This window comes from Bradyrhizobium xenonodulans (assembly GCF_027594865.1).
GTDB lineage: Bacteria > Pseudomonadota > Alphaproteobacteria > Rhizobiales > Xanthobacteraceae > Bradyrhizobium > Bradyrhizobium xenonodulans.
On sequence record NZ_CP089391.1, the window covers coordinates 5,803,838 to 5,824,037 of the forward strand.

The 20,200-nt window shown below is 60.9% G+C and carries 18 protein-coding genes and 1 tRNA gene; 3 read left to right on the forward strand and 16 right to left on the reverse strand.

What is annotated here, in order from left to right:
* Nucleotides 1-43 precede the first annotated feature (43 nt).
* The 11 genes from I3J27_RS27650 to I3J27_RS27700 form a co-directional block, all read right to left on the reverse strand.
* Nucleotides 44-1,414, reverse strand: a complete 1,371-nt coding sequence (locus tag I3J27_RS27650; RefSeq protein WP_270162042.1) for an FAD/NAD(P)-dependent oxidoreductase — start codon at nucleotides 1,412-1,414, stop codon at nucleotides 44-46.
* The gene (locus tag I3J27_RS27655) at nucleotides 1,407-1,742 is read right to left on the reverse strand and encodes a (2Fe-2S)-binding protein (RefSeq protein ID WP_270162043.1); all 336 of its coding nucleotides are present in this window, start codon (nucleotides 1,740-1,742) and stop codon (nucleotides 1,407-1,409) included. The genes I3J27_RS27650 and I3J27_RS27655 overlap by 8 nt, the downstream gene beginning before the upstream one ends.
* Nucleotides 1,732-2,868 (reverse strand): NAD(P)/FAD-dependent oxidoreductase, encoded by a 1,137-nt coding sequence (locus I3J27_RS27660; protein WP_270162044.1) that lies wholly within the window; start codon nucleotides 2,866-2,868, stop codon nucleotides 1,732-1,734. Before I3J27_RS27660 ends, I3J27_RS27655 begins: the two co-directional genes overlap by 11 nt.
* A 105-nt stretch (nucleotides 2,869-2,973) precedes the next feature.
* Nucleotides 2,974-3,783, reverse strand: a complete 810-nt coding sequence (locus tag I3J27_RS27665) for an ABC transporter permease (RefSeq protein ID WP_270162045.1) — start codon at nucleotides 3,781-3,783, stop codon at nucleotides 2,974-2,976.
* The gene (locus I3J27_RS27670) at nucleotides 3,780-4,649 is read right to left on the reverse strand and encodes an ABC transporter permease (RefSeq protein ID WP_270162046.1); all 870 of its coding nucleotides are present in this window, start codon (nucleotides 4,647-4,649) and stop codon (nucleotides 3,780-3,782) included. The genes I3J27_RS27665 and I3J27_RS27670 overlap by 4 nt, the downstream gene beginning before the upstream one ends.
* On the reverse strand, nucleotides 4,642-5,709 hold the full coding sequence (locus I3J27_RS27675) for an ABC transporter ATP-binding protein (protein ID WP_270162047.1): 1,068 nt from the start codon (nucleotides 5,707-5,709) through the stop codon (nucleotides 4,642-4,644). Before I3J27_RS27675 ends, I3J27_RS27670 begins: the two co-directional genes overlap by 8 nt.
* A gap of 51 nt (nucleotides 5,710-5,760) precedes the next feature.
* On the reverse strand, nucleotides 5,761-6,786 hold the full coding sequence (locus I3J27_RS27680; RefSeq protein ID WP_270162048.1) for an ABC transporter substrate-binding protein: 1,026 nt from the start codon (nucleotides 6,784-6,786) through the stop codon (nucleotides 5,761-5,763).
* 238 nt (nucleotides 6,787-7,024) lie between these two features.
* Complete coding sequence (locus tag I3J27_RS27685) at nucleotides 7,025-7,933, reverse strand: LysR family transcriptional regulator (RefSeq protein ID WP_270172904.1); 909 nt, start codon at nucleotides 7,931-7,933, stop codon at nucleotides 7,025-7,027.
* A gap of 435 nt (nucleotides 7,934-8,368) precedes the next feature.
* Entirely contained in the window at nucleotides 8,369-8,908 is a 540-nt protein-coding gene (locus I3J27_RS27690; RefSeq protein WP_270162049.1) for a 4-hydroxylaminobenzoate lyase, read from the reverse strand.
* A gap of 25 nt (nucleotides 8,909-8,933) precedes the next feature.
* Complete coding sequence (locus I3J27_RS27695) at nucleotides 8,934-9,653, reverse strand: nitroreductase (RefSeq protein ID WP_270162050.1); 720 nt, start codon at nucleotides 9,651-9,653, stop codon at nucleotides 8,934-8,936.
* The gene (locus I3J27_RS27700) at nucleotides 9,629-10,852 is read right to left on the reverse strand and encodes an ABC transporter substrate-binding protein (RefSeq protein ID WP_370691986.1); all 1,224 of its coding nucleotides are present in this window, start codon (nucleotides 10,850-10,852) and stop codon (nucleotides 9,629-9,631) included. The genes I3J27_RS27695 and I3J27_RS27700 overlap by 25 nt, the downstream gene beginning before the upstream one ends.
* A 218-nt stretch (nucleotides 10,853-11,070) precedes the next feature.
* Between I3J27_RS27700 and I3J27_RS27705 the strand changes: the two genes are divergently transcribed.
* Nucleotides 11,071-12,048, forward strand: coding sequence for a LysR family transcriptional regulator (locus I3J27_RS27705; RefSeq protein WP_270162051.1), 978 nt, complete (start codon nucleotides 11,071-11,073; stop codon nucleotides 12,046-12,048).
* 664 nt (nucleotides 12,049-12,712) lie between these two features.
* On the opposite strand, the gene I3J27_RS27710 is transcribed toward I3J27_RS27705, so the two are convergent.
* The 5 genes from I3J27_RS27710 to I3J27_RS27730 form a co-directional block, all read right to left on the reverse strand.
* Nucleotides 12,713-12,788 (reverse strand) — tRNA-Lys (locus tag I3J27_RS27710).
* Between the two features lie 170 nt (nucleotides 12,789-12,958).
* Nucleotides 12,959-13,567 carry a Spy/CpxP family protein refolding chaperone gene (locus tag I3J27_RS27715; protein WP_270162052.1) on the reverse strand — a complete coding sequence of 203 codons (609 nt, stop codon included), beginning with the start codon at nucleotides 13,565-13,567 and terminating at the stop codon, nucleotides 12,959-12,961.
* Nucleotides 13,568-13,806: 239 nt separating this feature from the next.
* On the reverse strand, nucleotides 13,807-14,811 hold the full coding sequence (locus tag I3J27_RS27720; protein WP_270162053.1) for a TRAP transporter substrate-binding protein: 1,005 nt from the start codon (nucleotides 14,809-14,811) through the stop codon (nucleotides 13,807-13,809).
* 292 nt (nucleotides 14,812-15,103) lie between these two features.
* Nucleotides 15,104-16,666 carry a 2-isopropylmalate synthase gene (locus I3J27_RS27725; protein ID WP_270162054.1) on the reverse strand — a complete coding sequence of 521 codons (1,563 nt, stop codon included), beginning with the start codon at nucleotides 16,664-16,666 and terminating at the stop codon, nucleotides 15,104-15,106.
* Between the two features lie 404 nt (nucleotides 16,667-17,070).
* Nucleotides 17,071-17,340 carry a hypothetical protein gene (locus I3J27_RS27730; protein WP_270162055.1) on the reverse strand — a complete coding sequence of 90 codons (270 nt, stop codon included), beginning with the start codon at nucleotides 17,338-17,340 and terminating at the stop codon, nucleotides 17,071-17,073.
* A gap of 276 nt (nucleotides 17,341-17,616) precedes the next feature.
* On the opposite strand from I3J27_RS27730, the gene I3J27_RS27735 reads away from it, so the two are divergent.
* Together I3J27_RS27735 and I3J27_RS27740 are read left to right on the forward strand one after the other, a co-directional pair.
* Nucleotides 17,617-18,864, forward strand: a complete 1,248-nt coding sequence (locus I3J27_RS27735; protein WP_270162056.1) for an SMP-30/gluconolactonase/LRE family protein — start codon at nucleotides 17,617-17,619, stop codon at nucleotides 18,862-18,864.
* Between the two features lie 126 nt (nucleotides 18,865-18,990).
* Nucleotides 18,991-20,112, forward strand: coding sequence for a D-alanine--D-alanine ligase family protein (locus I3J27_RS27740; protein ID WP_270162057.1), 1,122 nt, complete (start codon nucleotides 18,991-18,993; stop codon nucleotides 20,110-20,112).
* Nucleotides 20,113-20,200 lie beyond the last annotated feature (88 nt).

The window sequence follows — 20,200 nt, forward strand, 5'->3', positions numbered from 1 at the left end:
CGATTTTCCTCGTCAGTCTGTTGTTGTTTCAAGGTTTGTTTCCCTAACCGCCAAGCTCGCCGAGCGTGATCGGTTTGATGGGCGGCCGAATTCGATAGTATCCGATGTCAGACGGCTCGACGCCGCGCGCCTGGGCGATCATCTCGGTGACCGTCAAACCGCAGAAGCGTCCCTGGCAAGGTCCCATGCCGCAGCGACCAAATGCCTTGGTCTGATTAGGACCCAAACAACCCAGTTGGACATAATGACGTATCTGCCCCGATGTGACTTCCTCGCATCTGCAGACCATGACGTTGTCGGACTCGGGTATCCGGTTCTCGTTGTTCGGCCGGTAAAGAGCATCCAAAAACGGACGGATATGTGTGTGGCGCTTGAGTTCGCGGAGCAACGGGTTCGAACGCCGTGCAATGCTCGTCGCAGCGCCAAGTCGCTGGCCAATTGCGAGAGCAGCCAAGCGACCTTGTACGGCCGACGCTTGGGCTCCCACGATGGCTCGACTATCGCCAGCCACATAGATCGACGTTTCTCCTAACCGGCCCCACGCATCCGTGACCGGCTGCCAGCAAAGTTGATCCGCACTCCAGCGATGCTCTGCGCCAATGGACCAGCTTAGCTGCGTGTTCGGAACGACCCCTTGATGCAGCAGCACCAGGGACGCAGGAAGCTGAACTCGCTTCCGACGATGTGTGAAGGTCACGCCCTCGACCTGCTTCTCACCTTCGATTTGGAGCCCGCTTGCTCCGGAGAAAACCGGAACAGCCTGACGCCGAAGCACCGTCAGCAGCTTCACGCCCTTCCCCAGGTCCCGCCACCCCTTCAGGGCCGCCGGCAAATAGCGAATGGCGCGCAAGTAGGCGGACGGTGCGGTAGTGTCGACCAGCGCCGCGATCTTGGCGCCTGCGCGCAAGTACTGCGAAGCCAACAGATAGAGCAGCGGACCGCAGCCTGCGAGGACAATCGGATTCGTCGGCAGCGCACCTGCGCTTTTGAGGAGGATTTGCCCCGCACCGGCTCCCATGACACCGGGCAATGTCCAGCCCGGGATCGGAAAAGGCCGCTCCATCGCGCCGCTTGCGATCAGGATGTGTTTGCCAGCAGCTTTGGCCGCCTTGCCATTCGCAACGTAGTCGACCGTGCCGTCCAGGGATACTTTCCAGACGGTCGCCCCGCCCAGATATTGCGCGCCACTGGCGCGGAATTCCGCCACCAAACGCTGACCAGCGGCATAGTCCTGGCCGAGAATGGTGCGTCGGTCCGTTGGTGCAGATTCAATGCTTCGATAAATCTGCCCGCCAATCGTCACCTGCTCGTCGAGCAACAGGACAGATAGACCAAGCGATCGAGCTTCGCAGGCAGCGGCCATTCCGGCTGGACCCGCCCCGATGATGACGAGATCTGCCACGCGATCAGTCATGGCTTCTCTCCGAGGTGCCACCATTCAACTCCGCGGCACCAATCTGACGCCGCACTTGCATTCCATCCCGCACCTCGATGAGGCAGCTCTGTCGCGCGGGCACATCGTCGATTTCAACCAGGCATTCGAAGCAGACACCCATCATGCAATAGGGAGCTCTCGGAGCCCGCCCCACCACGCTTGAGCGGAAATCGCGCACGCCAGCGGCAAGCAAGGCGGCCGCAACACTGATTCCAGCGGGAACGCGGAGGGCTCTGCCTTCGAAGGTAATCGTAACGGCTTCCGACTCTGAGGTTCTCGGAAGTACGAAGAGCGGTTCAGTGGTCATGGGAGACGCTCGTATTGGGACCGGCGAACCGATCCCCCTTGAAGACATCGAATTCGGCGGGCGTTTGCGCGAGTCCGCTCATCCATGGTCCGATGACGAGAGCATGCGCGGATGCAAGCGTGACGCCGCTGTGGCAGGTGGCGACATATGCCCCCGGACAGGACGGCGACTCCTGATAGACCGGATAACCATCAGGCGTCAGCGGTCGCAAAGCCCCCCAGGCCCGGACCAACCGCGCTTGCGCCAGGGCGGGAAACGTCGCGACCGCGCGGCGAGCCAACCATTCGATTTTATCGGAGCTGGTACCGTCGTTCAGACCGACATCTTCAGAGGTGGAGCCGATCTGCACGGTGCCTTCGACGGTCTGCCTTGCCTTGTTTGTCGGGTAATCGAGGAACGGCTTCAGCCGCTCCGTGATCAGCACCTGCCCGCGAGTCGCAGCGACCGGAGCACATAGACCTACCTGCGGTGTCAGCGACGCATTGCCGAGCCCCGCCGCCAGCACGATCCGCTCGCTCTTCCAGCTCTGGCCATCGCCCGCGATCGCTTCAAACAAGCTGCTACTGGCATCGTACTTAACCTGTTTGACGTCCACGCCGTTTATGACGTCGGCGCCTTTGAGGCGCAGGCCTGCATGCAAGCCATGAAGCAGCATCAACGGGTTTGCATGGCCATCGAGCGGACCGAAACTTCCACCGACCACGGCGGACCCAAGTCCGGGCAGGTATTGCCTGAGCTCAGCCGGCTCCATCATCTGAAACGGGACGCCACCGGCCTCGCGATCTATCTTTTCTAGCACCTTGGCGCGGGCCTCGACCTCTGCCTCGCTGAAGCCCAACCAAAAGCCTCCTGGCTGCCGCAAGCCGGAGTCGACACCCGTCAACTCAAGGAGTTCCTTGTGCAAGGCCGGCCATAGTTTGGCGGCATCTCGACTCCACCGGGCATAGCGGGGAACCCCTGAGCCCTTGCTTGAAACCCAAACGAGCCCGAAATTGCCGCGGGACGCTCGAAAGGCGACGTCGCCCTGATCAAGCAACCGGACGCGCGCGCCGGCCCGGGCGGCACCGTAGGCGATAGCTGCCCCTACGAGGCCGCCTCCCACGACAGTTAGACATTCGTTGCTCATTCAAACTCTTCCAGTTCTCATCCTAGGCGAGCTCTCAGACGCGCGAGCGCTGTCGTCCTCCGGCGACGAGGCGAGAGACGAGAGGCGATTCAGGCGAAGGGCGAGCTAGCTTTTCCCGACCAAGACCCTGTCCAGACCAACGATCCGGTCGAGGGCGAACATCAACATCATCGTTCCGATAATCAGCACCGTGGAGACGGACGTCGTCACCGGATCCGTCAGTTGTGATACGCGGTTGTACATGGCGACCGGCAGCGTCATCGTCCCTGGCGTCGCCACGAAGATCGTCATCGTGACCTCATCGAAACTTTGAATGAACGCCAGAAGCCATCCCGCGATCACGCCTGGCAAAATCAACGGCAGGAGAATTCGCCGGAAAGCGACGTACCGCGATGCGCCGAGTGACCTTGCCCCGGATTCCGCGTCGCGCTCGAGGCCGATGACAGCCGCAAGAGTCAGCCGGAGGGAATAGGGTACGACGACAACGGCATGGACGAGGACCAGCGCCGGGAACGAGCCGGTCCAATCCATGAGGGAAAAGAACCTCAGGAATGCCACTCCGAGCACGACATGAGGAATCATCAGCGGAGACATCAACACCGCCATCAACGCGTCGCGGCCGGCGAAGCGATGCCGCGCGATGGCAATGGCTGCAGGAATGGCAACAACGGAAGCCAGGGTGGCCGACGCGAGACCCAGCCAGATCGAGAGCCAGAACGCACTGACCAGTTCCGGCGCGGCGAATATTTCCCGATACCAGCGCAAGGAGGCGCCATCAAACGGCATCGAGATGTAGTCCTTGTTCGAGAAGGAGACCAGCATCACCACAATCAATGGTGCTGTGATAAAGACGATGAGCAGCACGTGAAATGCCAGCGCCACCGGCCCGTTCCGTCCGACTGTGCGGCTGGTCATGTGAACACCTCCTTGAAGCGTCGCTCTACCAACCGATTGGAGCCGACAATCACAAGGACAATGGCCACCAGCAGCAACACAGCGATTGCCGCCCCGAGAGGCCAGTTCAACGAATTTAGAAACTCATCATAAGTTGCCGTGGCGACAACCTTGACCCTCCGGCCGCCGATGATGGACGGAGTCGCAAACGCTGACGCGGACAACGCGAATACGATGATCGCGCCAGACAGAATGCCCGGCATCAGCTGCGGCAAGATTATGCGAAAGAAGGTCGACGTCGAAGTCGCTCCGAGAGACCTCGCGGCATGTTCGACTTGCCGGTCGAGCCTTTGCAAAGCACTCCAGACGGCAATAATCATGAAGGGCAGGAACACATGCGTCAGCACAATGATCACGCCTGTCATGGAGAACAGCAGACGAAGCGGTTGGTCTATGAGGCCGATCCCGAGGAGCACAGAATTTACCAGGCCACGATTGCCGAGCAGAACGGACCAGCCGAGGGTCCGAACGACGACGGAAATCAGCAATGGGCCAAGGATGATTGCGAAAGACGATCCGCGCCATAACGGTGTCATCCGCGACAGGATCAACGTTTCGGGCACTCCGAGAAGGATGCAAATGAAGGTAACGCCAAGCGCCATTCCTGCGGTGCGCAAGAATATCTGATGATAATAGCTGTCCAGCAAGATCTCAGCGTAGTTCTGCAAGCCAAGGGCAGGCTGGATCCCGCGCATTCCATCGAACGCATTGAGCGAAAGGATCGCGGTCAAGGTGAGCGGCACGGCCAGAAGACCCAAGAACAGCAAAAGAGCCGGCATGGACAGAAGCCAGGGCGTACCGCGATCCAGGAAGGTTGGCTTAGCCATCTGTTTGCTCCGAAGCGACGATCCGCAGGTCTCCGTGATTCCAGCCTATTCCAACGACCTCTCCTTCTTGGGGCTGTTCCATTCCCAGATTCTGCGTCGTAACGCGAAGCGCACCGATGTCGCTCTCGATTTCGAAGAGCCAGAGACCACCGAGGAAGAGCCGTGTATTCACGCGTCCCCGGACGTTGGAGGCATCGGCTGCCATGATGCGCAAGCGCTCGGGACGAACGAACAGCTCGATCTCGGAGCCCACATGCGTCTCGCTGATTGCGGCCGAAAACGTCGTTGAACCAACACGAACGACAGCGCTGGAATGATTTCTCGACGTGATCTCTCCCGTAATGACATTTGCATGCCCGAGAAATTTGTAGACGAATTCGGACGCTGGCTTGTCATAGATCTCATGTGGGCTGCCCAACTGAGAAATACTGCCATTTGTCATGACGGCGATCCGGTCGCTCATCGTCATGGCCTCGACCTGGTCATGCGTCACGAGAACCGTGGTGATGCCGAGGCGCCGTTGAAGCGCACGCAGTTCCACATGCATCTCGCCCCGCAATTTGGCATCGAGATTGGACATGGGCTCGTCCAACAGAAGGACACTCGGCTGGATTGCCAACGACCGCGCGATGGCGACACGTTGGCGCTGGCCGCCCGAGAGTTGACTTGGATAGCGATCTCCGAAGCCGGAGAGGCGCACCATGGACAGAGCCTCCTCGACGCGATCATCGAGCTGAGTTCGCGCCAGCTTCCGCATCTCCAGGCCAAAGGCGATATTCTGCCGCACGGTCATATGAGGGAAGAGCGCATAGCTCTGGAAGACGACGCCCATGTCGCGCTTTTCGGGCGCGACCTCCGTGAGATCCCGTCCCCCTACCACGACAGTACCTGCGGTCGGCGGCACAAAGCCTGCGACCATCTGCAGAGTCGTGGTTTTGCCGCACCCGGAGGGGCCGAGCAAGGAGAGGAACTCTCCGCGCTCTACATCTAGGTCCAGGTCGCGAACAGCGTGCGCCAGGCCATAGACTTTCGACAATCCACGTAGAGACAAATAGCTCATGAGATCCGCTGAGGCTTGGAGGAACGGCTCGCTCTAATGAAAGCGCCGCGCTCACCGTTCGATTGTACGATTCCAGCGATTGGTCCAATCGGCCCGCATCTCGTTGATCTTGGTCCAATCCACGATTGCCATTTTGGCAATCGTATCGTCACCATAGGGCACTTGAGCCGCCAGCTTGTCGTCCAGCTTTGTCTGCTTGTTGGTCGGCCCCCACCCTTCAGTGGCCAACTTCGCCTGAACTTCCGGCGACACCAGATATTGGACGAACGCTTGAGATACTTCAGGAGCGCTGTTCTGGACGACCGAGCAGGCCGCCGGAAGGAGCGCTACTGCTCCCTCTTTCGGATAGACAAACTCAACTGGAAATCCCGTGTTTTTGAGCGCCATTGTGCGGCTACTTCCCCAAACAGCCACATCAATTTCATTGTTCTGGAACATTTCAGCGAGCTGCGCTGGCGATGAGGACCAGCTCAGCACGTTCGGGGCGAGGTTCTTGCGGATTTCCTCGAACCCGGGCTCGATGTTGTTCTCACCACCGCCCTTGATGCGAGCAAACGTCACCAGCGTATGAACGCCGTACGTTCCAGACAGCGACGATGCCGTGAAGCGCTGCGCATATTTCTTGTCGGTGAGATCCAGCCACGAGACCGGAGGTGCCCAGCCTTTCTTTTGAAAACTGGCCTTATTGTACGCGATGCCGGTTGCTATGAGACCAACTCCGACCGCTCGTCCGCCGAAGTGAGCAAATTCGTAGAGGTCGTTGTAAACCCGTGACGGCGCCAGTTTGTCGCAGTATCCGTATTGTATCGCCTGATACATCGGGCCGTCATCGACGATGACGACGTTCAACTCTTGCTTGCCGCGCTGCGCCTGCAACTTGGCGACGATCTCACTTGAAATCCCTGGCACATACGTAATCTTGACGTTGTGCTTGGCTTCAAACTCCGGGATGATTTGAGTTTGAAACAATCTTTGGACGCTGCCGCCGGACCCGGCGACGTACATCGCTTGCTGGGCAAACGCAGCTGAACTGATCAAGGTCGCGCCCAAAAAAGCCAGAGTGCCCAACGGCTTCATTTGTTTTCCTCCCTACCTTGCTCCGGCGTCCCTTAGGGCCGGATCCGATAATGAATGAACCCTATGAGCCAGCCCCCATCAGGACAAATAGAAAGATACGTAGAGGTTATGCATCGGCGATATAGGCCCTGCGGGTCGCTCAAAGGGTGCGGATTAGAAGTAAATCTCCTGGAAGTTGTGATTGACAGCCGATAGAGATCAAGCACCGCCTGTGGACCGACCGAGCCGATCTACGGGGTTACGCCGGCCCTGTCAGGGCACGCTGCTCCTCTAGGGTCACCGTCTTGAGGACTTCCACAAAGCTGGAAACGAGGCGATCCTCGCGGCTTTCCCTCGGATAGATCAACATGGCCGAATGCTTGATCGACGGGCGGAATGGTCGGATCACAACGCCCATGTGCTGATAATCCTGAGCAGCAATTGGATTGACGATCGCGACACCAAGACCCTGCGCGACAAGGGAGCAGGTGATCGAACTGTAGGGCGTGTCGAGCGTCATTTGACGAGCGACGCCAGCCTGCTCGAAAATCGCGTCGACGTCGGAGCGGCCATAGTCGTTTTGAGAAAAGGAGATGTAGGGTTCTCCCGCCAGGTCAGCGGGCTCAATGTACGCTTTCGCGGCCAGGGAATGGCCCTTCGGCATCACGCAGACCCCGTCTATCCGGTAGAGCTCCTCGCTTTCAAAGCCGTAGCTTCCAGTTAGATGAGACACGACACCAAAGTCGCAAAACTGCTCGTCGACCCATTGCGACACTGCAGCCGAATGACCAGCATGGATCGAGATGCTCGCCTCGGGATAGATTTGAGCAAAACGCCTGAGCGCTCGCGGAATCAAACCAAGCGCCAACGTCTGGATGGCAGCGATCCTGAGCAACCCTCCGCTGAAACGACGGATACGTTTCGCAGCCTCTTCGAGGCGCTGCAATCCAACGAAGCTGCGCTGCACTTCCTTGAATAACGAGAGCCCGTCTTTCGTTGGAACGACCTTGCCGGGAAGACGCTCGAACAGGCGTAAACCCGTGGACTTCTCCAACTGAGCGATTGATCGGCTAACATTTGGCTGAGAGGTATTCAGAATGCGCGCAGCCGCAGTTGTGGAGCCGGAGACCATCACGGCTCGAAATGCCTCCACATGTGAAATGCGCATCAATACCCGCACCCCTTCTTGGCTTCCATTCTGAGCGCGAGAGTCTAGCAACTTTTTGGGTGACATCCAGAGTGCCAAGCGCAAGGTTCTGAGTGAACTGTAGGCCCCCCGAAGCACCGATGACATCGAGAAAGTGCCGATCAGCGGCTTAAGCTTCCATGGGAGCCGAGCAGGCCTGCGCCCCGGGGCAAGTCCGATCAGAGCCACGCTGTCAGCAGCGAAAGGCTTTACGTTTCAATCATCAATACTATTGTGGCTATCAACGCTAAGGTCCCGCTGCCAGGGACATTCCCTGCCGATTCCCCCTCGAACACCGCATATCTGGATGCGATCTCCTGGAGCAGGACGACTACGAACAACTTTATCCGTACGATCGTCCCAAGCTAGACGGCATTCGGCGAGACACGCAGCAAAATCTACGAACCGCGACCATCCTTAAGATGGTGGATCGAAATCGTAAGAGATACGACCGGCGGGCAGGTAGAACAATGCGATGACGGCACCGCCTCTGACCTCAGGATAGTGGCGGCTCCCCGGATCAGGCGCAGTCCAGCCGGGTCCCTGCCAGCCCTGCAAACCCTTCAACTCGGCGCCCTTGTTCAAAGGCACCACCAGATTGAGCTCGCCGTAGGGATGACCGTGAAACTGCCCGCGCAGCACTTCATCATCATGATCGTCCCTGAAGCGCTTGGCGTCGTTGCTGTTCATGTACACGGCGGTAATGCTGAAGTGGAACGTTTCGGGCGACGGCTCCCAAATCCGGCTACGCCGGTAATTCGGACCGTCCACCTCCTGATTTGCCGCCCACCCCTCCTCGACCCCGATCTTGATCAGACAAGCCAGATCCTGATACAGCGAACTCTCCTCGCCGTATTTGTCATTGAGCCAGCGCTCCATCTCGGCGTTCGGCGTCATATCCTTGACTTCCCGAAGAAAGGGAATGCTGCGCTGGATCAGCTCATCACGGGCGTCCATGGTCGTCTTCCTCCTCGATCAGGTGTTAATCTTCGAATCCCGCGAACGTGGCGAACTCATCGACTTCCGCTCGCGGCATCAATCTTTCCTTCGCCTCACACTTCGCTCGACCGATCGAAATTCCGCACACCACGATGTGCTCTGCCGGAATCGACAGCAGCGGGCGAAGTATCCGGTGATATCTGGAGAACGTCTCCTGCGGACAAGATTGGAGGCCGTGCCCCGCCGCGGCCAACATGACGTTCTGAACAAACATCCCGAGATCGAGCCAGCTTCCCACTTCCAGCCGACGATCGATCGTCACGATCAATCCCACCGGCGCACCGAAGAAAGCGTAGTTTTTTGCCGTTTGCCGGCTCCGGGCCTCGACGTCGCTTTGAGCGATCCCGAGAGACCCGTAAAACAGCCTTCCGAATTCCTGCCGTCGCGTCAGGTACGGGTCCGGTAACTCATTGGCGTAGTACTTGTACTCGGATATGTGCTCGTCGCGACACGTTTGGTGTGCCTCGAGGAGTGCCGCTGACACTCGGTCCTTATCCGTGCCCGCCAGCACATATGCGCGCCATGGCTGGATGTTCGCGCCGCTCGGTGCAAACCGCGCCACGCGAAGAATCTGCTCGACGGTCTGGCGCGAAACGGGAGCGTCGGAGTAGTCGCGGCACGCAAATCGGCCAACGATGATCTCGTCAATCCGCACAAGCCCAACCGTGCCCTCGCCGATCACGGCTTCGTCACGAGTGAACATCCTCCCTCCTTCAACGGCCTGAAGGCCTCTTCTCCTGGAATTGTCGCGAGCAGCTTGTAGTAATCGAACTTGTACTTCGACTCCTCCGGCGACTTGACGCGGAACAAATACATGTCGCGAACCAGCCGACCATCCTCTCGAATCCTGCCGTTCTTGGTCATGAAATCGTTCACGGGCATTTCGTGCATCTTGGCGGAAACAGTCGGTCCGTCCAGCGTGCCCGCAGCTTCAACCGCCTTGAGATAGTGCATCACCGCGCCATAAGTGCCGGCATGGATCATGGTGGGGACCTTGCCGGTCTTCTCGATGAAGCGCCTGGACCATGCGCGTGTCTCGTCGTTGAGATCCCAATAGAATGCCGAGCTCAGCATCAGGCCCTGCGCGCTTTGCAATCCAAGGCTATGAATGTCGGCAATGAAAACGATCAGACCCGCAAGCTTCTGCTGCTGCGTGATGCCGAATTCACCCGCCTGTTTGACAGCGTTGATGAAATCGCCGCCGGAATCGGCGAGCGCGATCACGTCCGCCTTCGAGGATTGCGCTTGCAGCAGGAAGGAGGAAAAATCAGGCGTATTCACTGGATGCTTCACAGCGCCGACAACCTTGCCGCCGGTGGCCTCGATCACCTTGCGGCTATCGGCCTCAAGCTGCGAGCCGAGGGCATAATCGGCTGAAAGGAAGAACCAGGTCTTCGCGCCGAGGCGCGAAATGGCCTTGGTTGTGCCCTGCGATAGGGCATAAGTGTCGTAAGTCCAATGAATCCCGGTGGGCGAGCATTCGTCGCCCGTCAGGCGGGAGGTGGCGGCGCCCGTCGCGAGGAAAAGCTTCTTCTTGTCTCTGGTGATGCCCTGTACCGCGAGCGCCACGGCCGAGTTAGGCACGTCGAGGATCGCCTCGACGCCCTCGTTTTCGAGCCACCGTCGGGTGATTGCCGATCCCACGTCGGCCTTGTTTTGATGGTCGCCGGTGACAACCTGAACGGAGCGCCCGAGCACTTTCCGGTTGAAATCGTCGACGGCCATTTGCGCCGCGACCACCGAGCCCTGTCCGCCGTTGTCGGCGTAGAGTGAGGACATATCGGTCAGGACGCCGATCTTGATGAGATCGTTCTGCGCGATCGCCGATGTCGAGAATATCGCCAACGTGAGTATCGCACCGATCGCCCTTCCTGTGGCACCCGACATCGCTCCGGATCTCATTTGCCGCTCCTCCAAACTTGGCCATGAGATAATGACGGGATCGACTGGTTGCGGAAGTGAAACTCTTGCAGAATGGTCCTGAACCGCCTTCAGGTTACCTGCAAGGCCGCTATTTCCGGCTGTTCAATTAGTTGCGCCTACGGCAGGCCTGGATTTAACTATCGACGATCGCGGCGGCCTGTTCAGGCACGCGGTCAGTCACCAACTGGATCCTCCTCGTGTCCGTTTCCTTCAAGACATTGGACCTGAACCTGCTCAAGGTCTTTGACGCCGTCATGGAGGAGCGCAGCGTGCTGCGGGCCAGCCAGAAAGTTGCGCTAAGTCAGTCCGCCGTGAGCCACTCACTCGCTCGGCTGCGCGAAATGCTGGACGACGACTTATTCGTGCGCACGGCAACAGGAATGCAACCCACAGCTCGCGCGCTGACGATGGCGCCGCAGGTTCGCGATGCCTTGCGCGCCCTCGAGGCAGCGGTCGAGCTGCCGACCTTCGTTCCGGCAAGCTCAACCAAGCTATTCACACTCGCCGCCAACGACTTCACCACAATGGTGCTGGCATCTCCACTCCTCAAGATACTCGGCCGCGAGGCGCCTTCTATCGACCTAACTATCAAACCAGTAACTCGGATCGATCTTGCCGAGCAGATCGATCTTGGCCGCATCGACGTCGCGATCGGTGTGTTCTCGGTCCCGCCGAGCCGCTTCCGCACTTCGCTGCTCTTTGAATATGACGACGTGCTGATCGTCGGCGGAAAACGCAAAGTCGGCCGGCTGGACAAAGCGAGGCTCGCGCGCCTGCCGCTGGTCGTCGTCTCCTTTGGCGGCGAGCAGGAGGGCGCGATCGATGGCTTCATCTCCGAGCGGGGCCTTGCCAGGCGCTCTGAAATGTACGATCGCGCCGCACTCGAGCGGGCGCTCGCCGAGAGCGAACGGCCACCGCGTATCGCAGTCTCATTGCCGCATTTCCTTGCCCTGCCCGCGCTGCTGCAGGATTCCGAACTTGCAGCCATCGTCCCGCGCCCGCTCGCCAAGGCTCTCGCGCAAAGCAATGGGATAGCCACTTATGAGCTGCCCTACAGTACAACGCCGGCCGAAGTCCGGCTCCTCTGGCATGAGCGAGTCGAAAGCGAGTCTTCACACGAATGGCTTCATGATATCCTCCGGCGCGCTGCTGAGGAGCTTAGGCGCGGGCGCTAGCTAAATTATGGATCTGATTTCTGTCGACACGCTTCAAAATGGCAACCACCCTGGTCGCACAGATGTTCGATTAGCGCGCTCCAATTATCGCTCGCCGGACACTACCCCGAGAATGTCGCCTGCTCACGTTGGCTGTGGCGCGATTTTTCTTGATTTCCCGATGCACACGTCGTGCACACGCGGCCCTCTAACCAATTGAAAAAAATTGAACTCTTGCTCCAATCCATCATTGGACGACGCAACGTTCGCCCTCGGCGTCAGCTGGCAGCACTCGCGCGTGCTGCGCGATGGCATGCGATTTTCAACGTCATCAAGAGTTGATTAGTCGTTGCTTGCCGCTCGAAATCGCAGGCCGCCGTGGCGGCAATCGACTGGCCCCTGGCCCGAACGATCCGGTTCTGCTTCTGCGGCAAGCAGATGCCTGCCACGAAGGAGCAGAACAGATTGTCCGTTTTGCTCGCCCGAATATCCTATTTTACGACGAGCACGTAATCGGTCTGTGCCATCAGGTCTGAGCGCTTTATCAAATGGGACGAAGACAAGAGACAATGGAAAAGCCGAACAGCAATATGGCCATGTCCGCCTAAGCAATGAGCGTCGCACGAGACCCGGTTTGTTCCGCCGCGGAATTTAAAAAAGCCCTTGCGGGCCAATTTCTTAAGGGTGGTGGGCGCACCAGGGCTCGAACCTGGGACCCGCTGATTAAGAGTCAGCTGCTCTACCAACTGAGCTATGCGCCCGAAAGGCGGTCAATGCCTTGCGAGGCCGGTCGTTTAGCAAAGCGATCCGGGGATGGCAAGCGATGCGGTGAAGGTTTTTCCACAGTCCCCAAAAAGCGAAAAGCCGCTGGATTCCAGCGGCTTCGCCAAGGTTAATCTCGGGGTTGATCCCCGCAAAATCCCGCACGCGCTCAGAGCCGGCCCTCGCGGTCGCGGTCCGGGCCGCCATCGCGGTCGAAACGGTCGCGGTGAAAGTGCTCCATGCCGCGCTCCATCATGCGGTCCATGCCGCGTTCCATGAAGTGGCGGGGCGGGCCGTCCTCGCCGCCGCCGAACGGGCCGCGGTGGCGGGTCAGCACGGCGAGGCGCCGCTTCTGGCCCTCGTCGAGCGTCTTGTAGAGCGGATCGGCCGCATCGGCGATCGTCTTCAGGGCGGCGGAGGTCGCGCCCATGTCCTCGGCCCGCTGGCGCAGGCGGGCGACCGGATCCTCCGGCTTGTCGGTGTCCATGCCGGCATCGCCCGGGCCGGCGTTCATCCGCGCATTGGCGCGATCGATGCGCAGCTTGGCGAAGTCGCGCACGGCGGCCTCGACCGGCGGCCACAGCTTCTCCTGGTCGGCGTTGAGCCTCAGCCCGGCATGGACGGCGGCGATCCGCGCGTCGACGAAGGCGGCGCGATCTTCCGGGTTCATGCGGATGTGGCGGACGTGCTCCATCCACGGGCGGTGATATTGGGCATAGACCGCGCCCGAGCCGGCGATGCTGAGCACGGCGATGGCGGCGATGGTGAACTTCTTCATGCGAACCTCCTCTGAAGGATGCGCTGAGGATGAGCGCCGAACCGCTTACACGCAACTTACAACTTGGACAGGGAAGCCGTTCTTGCAGAGATGTAAGTGCCGTGAATGCCTGTTCAGATGCACACTGCAATGATTTGCAACAAAGAGGGCTTCCGTGCCGACACGGAAGCCCTCGTTCATGCATTATTTATCCGCGCACGGCGTGAGCTGGTTCGTCGTGCTCCTCGTTGGTGGCGCTCTTAGTTGGTGGTGCTCTTGGCTTCCTTCAGGAACTCGTCGATCAGCGGCTGGCCGACGCGGCCTGCGGCGTCCTTGTAGACCGGCTCCATCGCCTTGCGCATCGCCTCGTCCTGCTCGCCCGTGAGCTTGATGATCTCGCTCTTGCCGCTCTTCTTGATCTCGGCGAGCGCGTCGTCATTCTCCTTCTGCGACTGCGCGTTGCTGAAGGCAGTCGCCTCCTTCATCGCCTTCGATAGCTGGTCGCGGATGTCGGCCGGCAGATCGTCCCAGAACTTCTTGTTCACGATCACGACGTAGCCGATGTAGCCGTGATTGGTCTCGGTGATGTACTTCTGCACCTCGTGCATCTTCTGCGTATAGATGTTCGACCAGGTGTTCTCCTGCCCGTCGACGACGCCGGTCTGGAGCGCCTGGTAGACTTCCGAGAAGGCCATCACCTGCGGCAGCGAAGAGAGCGCCTTGAACTGGGCCTGCAGCACGCGAGAGGACTGAATGCGGAATTTGACGCCCTGATAATCCGCCGGCGTCACCAGCTTCTTGTTGGCGCTCATCTGCTTGAAGCCGTTGTCCCAATAGGCGAGGCCGGTGATGCCCTTGGCGTCCAAGAGCTTGAGCAGCCTGATGCCGAGCGGGCCCTCCGTCACCTTCCGCAGCGTCTTCAGGTCGGGAAGGATGTAGGGCAGATCGAACACCTCGAACTCGCGGATGCCGAGCGGGCCGAACTTTGAGTTGGAGGGCGCCAGCATCTGCACGCTGCCGAGCTGGAGCGCCTCGAGCTCCTCCTTGTCCTTGTAGAGCGTCGAGTTCGGATACACCTCGACCTTGACCTTGCCGCCGGTGTACTTCTCGGCGAGCTCCTTGAATTTCTCGGCCCCCTTGCCCTTCGGGGTGTCGGTCGCGACGACGTGGCTGAACTTGATGATGATCGGGGACTGGGCCGAGGCCGGCCCGGCCAAGCCAAGTGCCAGTATCGCGATAGACGCGGCGGTCGCGAAGGTGCGCATGATTTCTCCCTGTCGTTATTTGGACCACCCGGCGCGCGGCTGGCCGATCTAGGTGTCGACAGCATCAATAGCGGCTGGGAGACGGAGCCGCTATTGGCCCTTAGCAGGGCAGCCATTCATCGTGAACGACGCGAACACTGCTGCGCCCTCTCTCCCGCTTGCGGGAGAGAGTCGGGGAGAGGGTGTCTCCGCAAAGGTGCAATCCCAGCGAGGAAAGAACCCTCCCCCCCCCGCTCTTCGAGCGTGGCGGCCTCTCCCGCAAGCGGGAGAGGCAAAGACAAGCAATGTAACGTCAGCTTGCCGCGGCCGTCGTCACCGTATCGCGCTGGCGCTTCATGACGATCTTGTTGAGCGCGCCGAGATAGGCTTTTGCGGACGCCACCAGCGTATCGGGATCCGCCGCGCGCGCCGTCATCGCACGTCCCTCATGCGACAGCCGCACCGAGACTTCGGCCTGCGCGTCGGTGCCTTCGGTGACGGCATGGACCTGATACAGCTCGAGCTTGGCCTCGTGCGGCACCAGGCGCTTGATACAGTTGAACACCGCATCCACCGGACCGTTGCCCTCGGCCTCCTCGATCTTGATCTGGCCGTCGACGTCCAGCTTCATGGTTGCGCGCTGCGGGCCATGGGTGCCGGCGATGACGGTCAGCGAGGTCAGCTTGATGCGGTCGTGCGAGGCCGCCATCTCCGCGTCGACCAGCGCTTCGATGTCCTCGTCATAGATGTCCTTCTTGCGGTCGGCGAGCGCCTTCATCCGCGTGAACGCATCTTCGAGCTGGTTCGGACCGAGCTTGTAGCCCATCTCCTCCAGCTTGTGCACGAAGGCGTGGCGGCCGGAATGCTTGCCCAGCACCAGCGAGGACTGCTTCAGGCCGACCATCTCGGGCCGCATGATCTCGTAGGTCGAGGCGTCCTTCAGCACGCCGTCCTGGTGGATGCCGCTCTCATGCGCGAACGCGTTCCGGCCGACGATGGCCTTGTTGTACTGGACGGGAAACGAGGTCGCCGCCGACACGACCTTGGAGGCGCGGGTCAGCTGCGTGGTGTCGATCTTGTTCCAGAACGGGAATTTGTCGTTGCGCACGTTGATCGCCATCACGATCTCTTCGAGCGCGGCATTGCCGGCGCGCTCGCCGATGCCGTTGATGGTGCACTCGACCTGGCGCGCGCCGCCGACCACGCCGGCCAGCGAGTTCGCCACGGCCATGCCGAGGTCGTTGTGGCAATGGACCGAGAACACCGCCTTGTCCGAGTTCGGCACGCGTTCGATCAGCGTCTTCATGAACTGCGTGTATTCGTCGGGCGTGGTGTAGCCGACGGTGTCGGGGATGTTCACCGTTGTGGCACCGGCCTTGATGACGGCTTCCACGATGCGGCACAGATAATCCATCTCGCTGCGGGTGCCGTCCTCGGCCGACCATTCGACGTCGTCGATCTGGTTGCGGGCGCGCGCGACCATGGCGACCGAGGTCTCGATCACCTGCTCCGGGGTCTTGTTCAGCTTCACCCGCATGTGCAGCGGCGAGGTCGCGATCACGGTGTGGACGCGGCCGCGCTTTGCAAACTTCACCGCTTCGGCGCAGCGGTCGATGTCGGCCGGATGGGCGCGCGACAGGCCTGCGATCACGGCGTTCTTGGAGCGGCGGGCGATCTCGCTGACCGCCTGGAAATCGCCTTCCGAGGTGATCGGGAAGCCGGCTTCGATGACGTCGACGCCCATATCATCCAGCAGCTCGGCGACCTCGAGCTTCTCCTCGAAGGTCATGGTGGCGCCGGGGCACTGCTCGCCGTCGCGCAGCGTGGTGTCGAAAATGATGACGCGGTCCTTGTCGGACTTGTTCGCGGGGGCCATTTCAAATTTCCTTTTGAGCTTCGGCGCCCTTCGTCTGCCTTGAGCGCCTGAGGTTGTCCGGTGATCTCGTACAAACCCCTGAGTGCCCAGGCGCGTAGCGCCCAGCCGGCTCTCAGGGGCAGGTAAGAAGAAGCCCGCCGATAAGGAGGGTGGGCAGCAGCGCGGCCGGGATCGTGGCGGCGGCCAGAGCCACCTCCCCCGAAATCCCATCAATTTGGCCGCGAATCAGCATTGCCAGACCCTTTTGAGCCCTCAAATCCTCGGTCAAAACCGTTGACGGTTGGTTGCCGGGAGGCTCGATGCGCCGTTTCTAGACGAGAAACGGGCGCATCTGCAACGCCAAAAGATGGTCAGGGGAACTGACCTGATTGCGGGATTGCGTGCGGATCGCAGTCGTTCGGCTGCTATCCGGCACGGCGGGCGCGTGCCCGGTTCTCCCAGCGATCCAGCATCTGACCGAGTTCGCCATTGGCCGGAGCCGGCGGCGCCATCTGGTTGATGGCGGTGACCTCGTTGGTGTTGGCAGGCGGCCTTGCGCGGAGCCAATCGGGCTCAGCATAGCTCCGCCAACGGCGCGCTTCCTCGCGCCTTTTCCGGGACATGTAGCCACGCGTGAAATAGCCGGCCGCAAACGCGATCCCAAGCAATATCACCAGTACGACGACACCTTGCACAATGAGCTCCAGCTTATGCCCCTGTAGTGTTCTGCCATCCCCGCGCGTCAGGTCAAGGCTTGACAGCCCCCAAAACCGATTCCGGTTAACTGCCACAGTCGGAACGAATTGCCGCTTCGCCATCCGGCAGCCGCAATGCGGCCGTGTTCCAGCCTTTGCATCTCAGGCGTCGCGCAGAGGATGCGGACCTGCCCCTCGCAACCGGCTGCGGACCGGACTAACCTGCACCCGCTCGGCCGGATCAACCGGCCAGCTGAACATGACCGGGAGGATGCGATGACACGCCAAGAGGCTGGTGACCACGCGGCTCGTGACCAAGAGCTGCGTAACCAGGATGCTGCGCTTTCACGACGAACACTCGTGCGGGGGCTCGCGCTCGGCGCAGCCGCCACGATGGCCGGCCCCGCGCTGGCCCAGACCGGCCCCGCCGCACCGCCGACGACGATCACCACCCCGCCGCGCGACTTCGGTCCGAACGGTGCGCCGACCACCTATTTCTGGGATCCCGACATCATCGCGGTCGATCCGTCCTTCAACGATCTCGCGCAGCCGAACACCGCGATCAAGCGTCTCTACACCGGCCTGCTGTGGGCCGAAGGTCCGGCCTGGAGCGCGCAGGGCCGGTATCTGTTGTGGAGCGACATTCCCAACAACCGCCAGATGCGCTGGAGCGAGGACGACGGGCGCGTCAGCGTGTTTCGCTCGCCCTCCAACAACTCCAACGGCAACTCGTTCGACTTCCAGGGCCGCCAGCTCTCCTGTGAGCATCTGACCCGGCGGGTGACGCGCTACGAGCATGACGGCACCGCCACGGTGCTCGCGGACTCCTATCAGGGCAAGAAGCTGAATTCGCCGAACGACATCGCCGCGCATCCCGACGGCAGCTACTGGTTCACCGATCCGCCCTATGGCGGCCAGCTCTACGAGGGCGAGCCCGACGTGGCGGGCGGCCCGAGCAATTCCGGCGGCAAGCTCAATCCGCGGATCGGACAGCCGGCCGGCTTCGCACCGGGCAAGCGCGAGTTGCCGACCAACTGCTATCGCATCGACCCCAGCGGCCGCATCGACCTCGTCGTCACCGAGGAGCAGGTGCCCGATCCGAACGGCCTGTGCTTCTCGCCCGACTACAAGAAGCTCTACGTCGCCTCGACCGGCAAGGGACCGGGCGACACCGGGCCCGGCGGCAAGGGTGAGATCTTCGTGTTCGACGTCGGAGCCGACAACAAGCTCTCCAACCCGAAGCGCTTCTCCGACTGCGTGATCGACGGCGTGAAGTGCGGACCCGACGGCGTGCGCTGCGACGTCAACGGCAATGTCTGGGCTTCAAGCAATGCCGGACGCGCCGTCGGCTATAACGGCGTGACGGTGTGGTCGCCGGATGGCAAGCTGCTCGGCCGCATCCGCCTGCCGGAAGTCTGCGGCAACATCACTTTCGGCGGCCCCAAGCGCAACCGCCTGTTCATGGCCGCGAGCCAGTCGCTCTACGCGGTGTACACGGCAACGCAGGGCGCAGGACCCGGCTAAGGCGGAGCCATTGCGACGCGGCGCCGGCAGGCCTTGCCGGCGCCGAATTATTTTGATCGCCTCCTCGCGGCACGAGCTTGGGAGCAACAGAGGTGACTCCCGCGCGGAGCGCGTGATAATTGAGCCATGGCAGACAAAATTCGCGTCGTTGTTCTCTATGGTGGCAGGTCAGGCGAGCACGAGGTCTCGCTGAAATCGGCCGCCTCCGTGCTCAGGCATCTCGACCGTGCGCGCTTCGAGGTGATCCCGGTCTCGATCGACAAGACCGGGCGGTGGCAATGGAACGACCTTGGTACGATCGATCAGGCGCAGGCGGCCGCCTTGCCGATCCTGCCCGAAGCGCCCGAGATGCGGCTCGCCAGAGGACCCGATGGACGCGGCGTTCTCATCCCGATTTCCGCAAGCGCGACTGCCCCGCTCGAGATCGACGTCGTCTTTCCGGTGATCCATGGGCCTCTGTGCGAGGACGGCACGATGCAGGGCCTGCTGGAATTGGCCGACGTCGCCTATGTCGGATCGGGCGTTCTCGGCTCCGCCGTCAGCATGGACAAGGACGTCGCCAAGCGCCTCGCCGAATTCGCCGGCGTTCCGGTCGCGCCCTATCGCGTGCTCACCCGCAAGGCATTCGTACGGGATCGCGCGTCATCTCTGGCGCAGGCGATCGAGGGGCTGAGCCTGCCGGTCTTCGTCAAGCCATGCAACATGGGCTCCAGTGTCGGCATCCACAAGGTCAAGACGCGGGATGCGCTCGACGCGGCGCTCGACGATGCCTTTCGTTATGACGTCAAGGTGCTGGTCGAACAGGGCATCGACGCCCGCGAAATCGAGGTCGCGGTGCTCGATGGCGAGCCCCTGTTCGCGAGCCTCGCCAGCGAGCTCAATCCCAACGCCCACCACGAGTTCTATTCGTACGAGGCCAAATATCTCGATCCCGACGGCGCCCGCGTCGATCTTCCGGCCAGGCTCGACGCCGCACAGATGGAGCGCGTGCGCGCGCTCGCGGTGCAGGTCTTCGCGGCGCTCGAATGCAGCGACCTCGCACGTGTCGATTTCTTCCTCGACCGGCGGACCGGCGAGTTCTGCTTCAACGAGATCAACACCCTGCCCGGCTTTACGTCGATCAGCATGTATCCGAAGATGATGGAAGCCTCGGGCGTGCCCTATGGCGAGTTGCTGACGCGGCTCGTTCATCTGGCGCTGGACCGGCACCGGCAGCGACAATCCCTGGAACGGGGTTACGCGAGCTAGGCCACCCATGACATTTGGTTATGCTGGCATCGGAGGACCCATCCAGCGATTTGCTGGTTAGTCTCTCGCCGAAACTGCTCTTGCGGCA

What these genes read in the sequence shown, in the direction of transcription:
- I3J27_RS27680 (WP_270162048.1), bottom strand. Translation starts at nt 6,786, where the DNA reads ATGAAGCCGTTGGGCACTCTGGCTTTTTTGGGCGCGACCTTGATCAGT.
- I3J27_RS27675 (WP_270162047.1), bottom strand. Translation starts at nt 5,709, where the DNA reads ATGAGCTATTTGTCTCTACGTGGATTGTCGAAAGTCTATGGCCTGGCG.
- I3J27_RS27660 (WP_270162044.1), bottom strand. Translation starts at nt 2,868, where the DNA reads ATGAGCAACGAATGTCTAACTGTCGTGGGAGGCGGCCTCGTAGGGGCA.
- I3J27_RS27720 (WP_270162053.1), bottom strand. Translation starts at nt 14,811, where the DNA reads ATGCGCACCTTCGCGACCGCCGCGTCTATCGCGATACTGGCACTTGGC.
- I3J27_RS27655 (WP_270162043.1), bottom strand. Translation starts at nt 1,742, where the DNA reads ATGACCACTGAACCGCTCTTCGTACTTCCGAGAACCTCAGAGTCGGAA.
- I3J27_RS27690 (WP_270162049.1), bottom strand. Translation starts at nt 8,908, where the DNA reads ATGGACGCCCGTGATGAGCTGATCCAGCGCAGCATTCCCTTTCTTCGG.
- I3J27_RS27650 (WP_270162042.1), bottom strand. Translation starts at nt 1,414, where the DNA reads ATGACTGATCGCGTGGCAGATCTCGTCATCATCGGGGCGGGTCCAGCC.
- I3J27_RS27665 (WP_270162045.1), bottom strand. Translation starts at nt 3,783, where the DNA reads ATGACCAGCCGCACAGTCGGACGGAACGGGCCGGTGGCGCTGGCATTT.
- I3J27_RS27700 (WP_370691986.1), bottom strand. Translation starts at nt 10,852, where the DNA reads ATGAGATCCGGAGCGATGTCGGGTGCCACAGGAAGGGCGATCGGTGCG.
- I3J27_RS27685 (WP_270172904.1), bottom strand. Translation starts at nt 7,933, where the DNA reads ATGCGCATTTCACATGTGGAGGCATTTCGAGCCGTGATGGTCTCCGGC.
- I3J27_RS27725 (WP_270162054.1), bottom strand. Translation starts at nt 16,666, where the DNA reads ATGGCCCCCGCGAACAAGTCCGACAAGGACCGCGTCATCATTTTCGAC.
- I3J27_RS27740 (WP_270162057.1), top strand. Translation starts at nt 18,991, where the DNA reads ATGGCAGACAAAATTCGCGTCGTTGTTCTCTATGGTGGCAGGTCAGGC.
- I3J27_RS27735 (WP_270162056.1), top strand. Translation starts at nt 17,617, where the DNA reads ATGACACGCCAAGAGGCTGGTGACCACGCGGCTCGTGACCAAGAGCTG.
- I3J27_RS27670 (WP_270162046.1), bottom strand. Translation starts at nt 4,649, where the DNA reads ATGGCTAAGCCAACCTTCCTGGATCGCGGTACGCCCTGGCTTCTGTCC.
- I3J27_RS27695 (WP_270162050.1), bottom strand. Translation starts at nt 9,653, where the DNA reads ATGTTCACTCGTGACGAAGCCGTGATCGGCGAGGGCACGGTTGGGCTT.
- I3J27_RS27715 (WP_270162052.1), bottom strand. Translation starts at nt 13,567, where the DNA reads ATGAAGAAGTTCACCATCGCCGCCATCGCCGTGCTCAGCATCGCCGGC.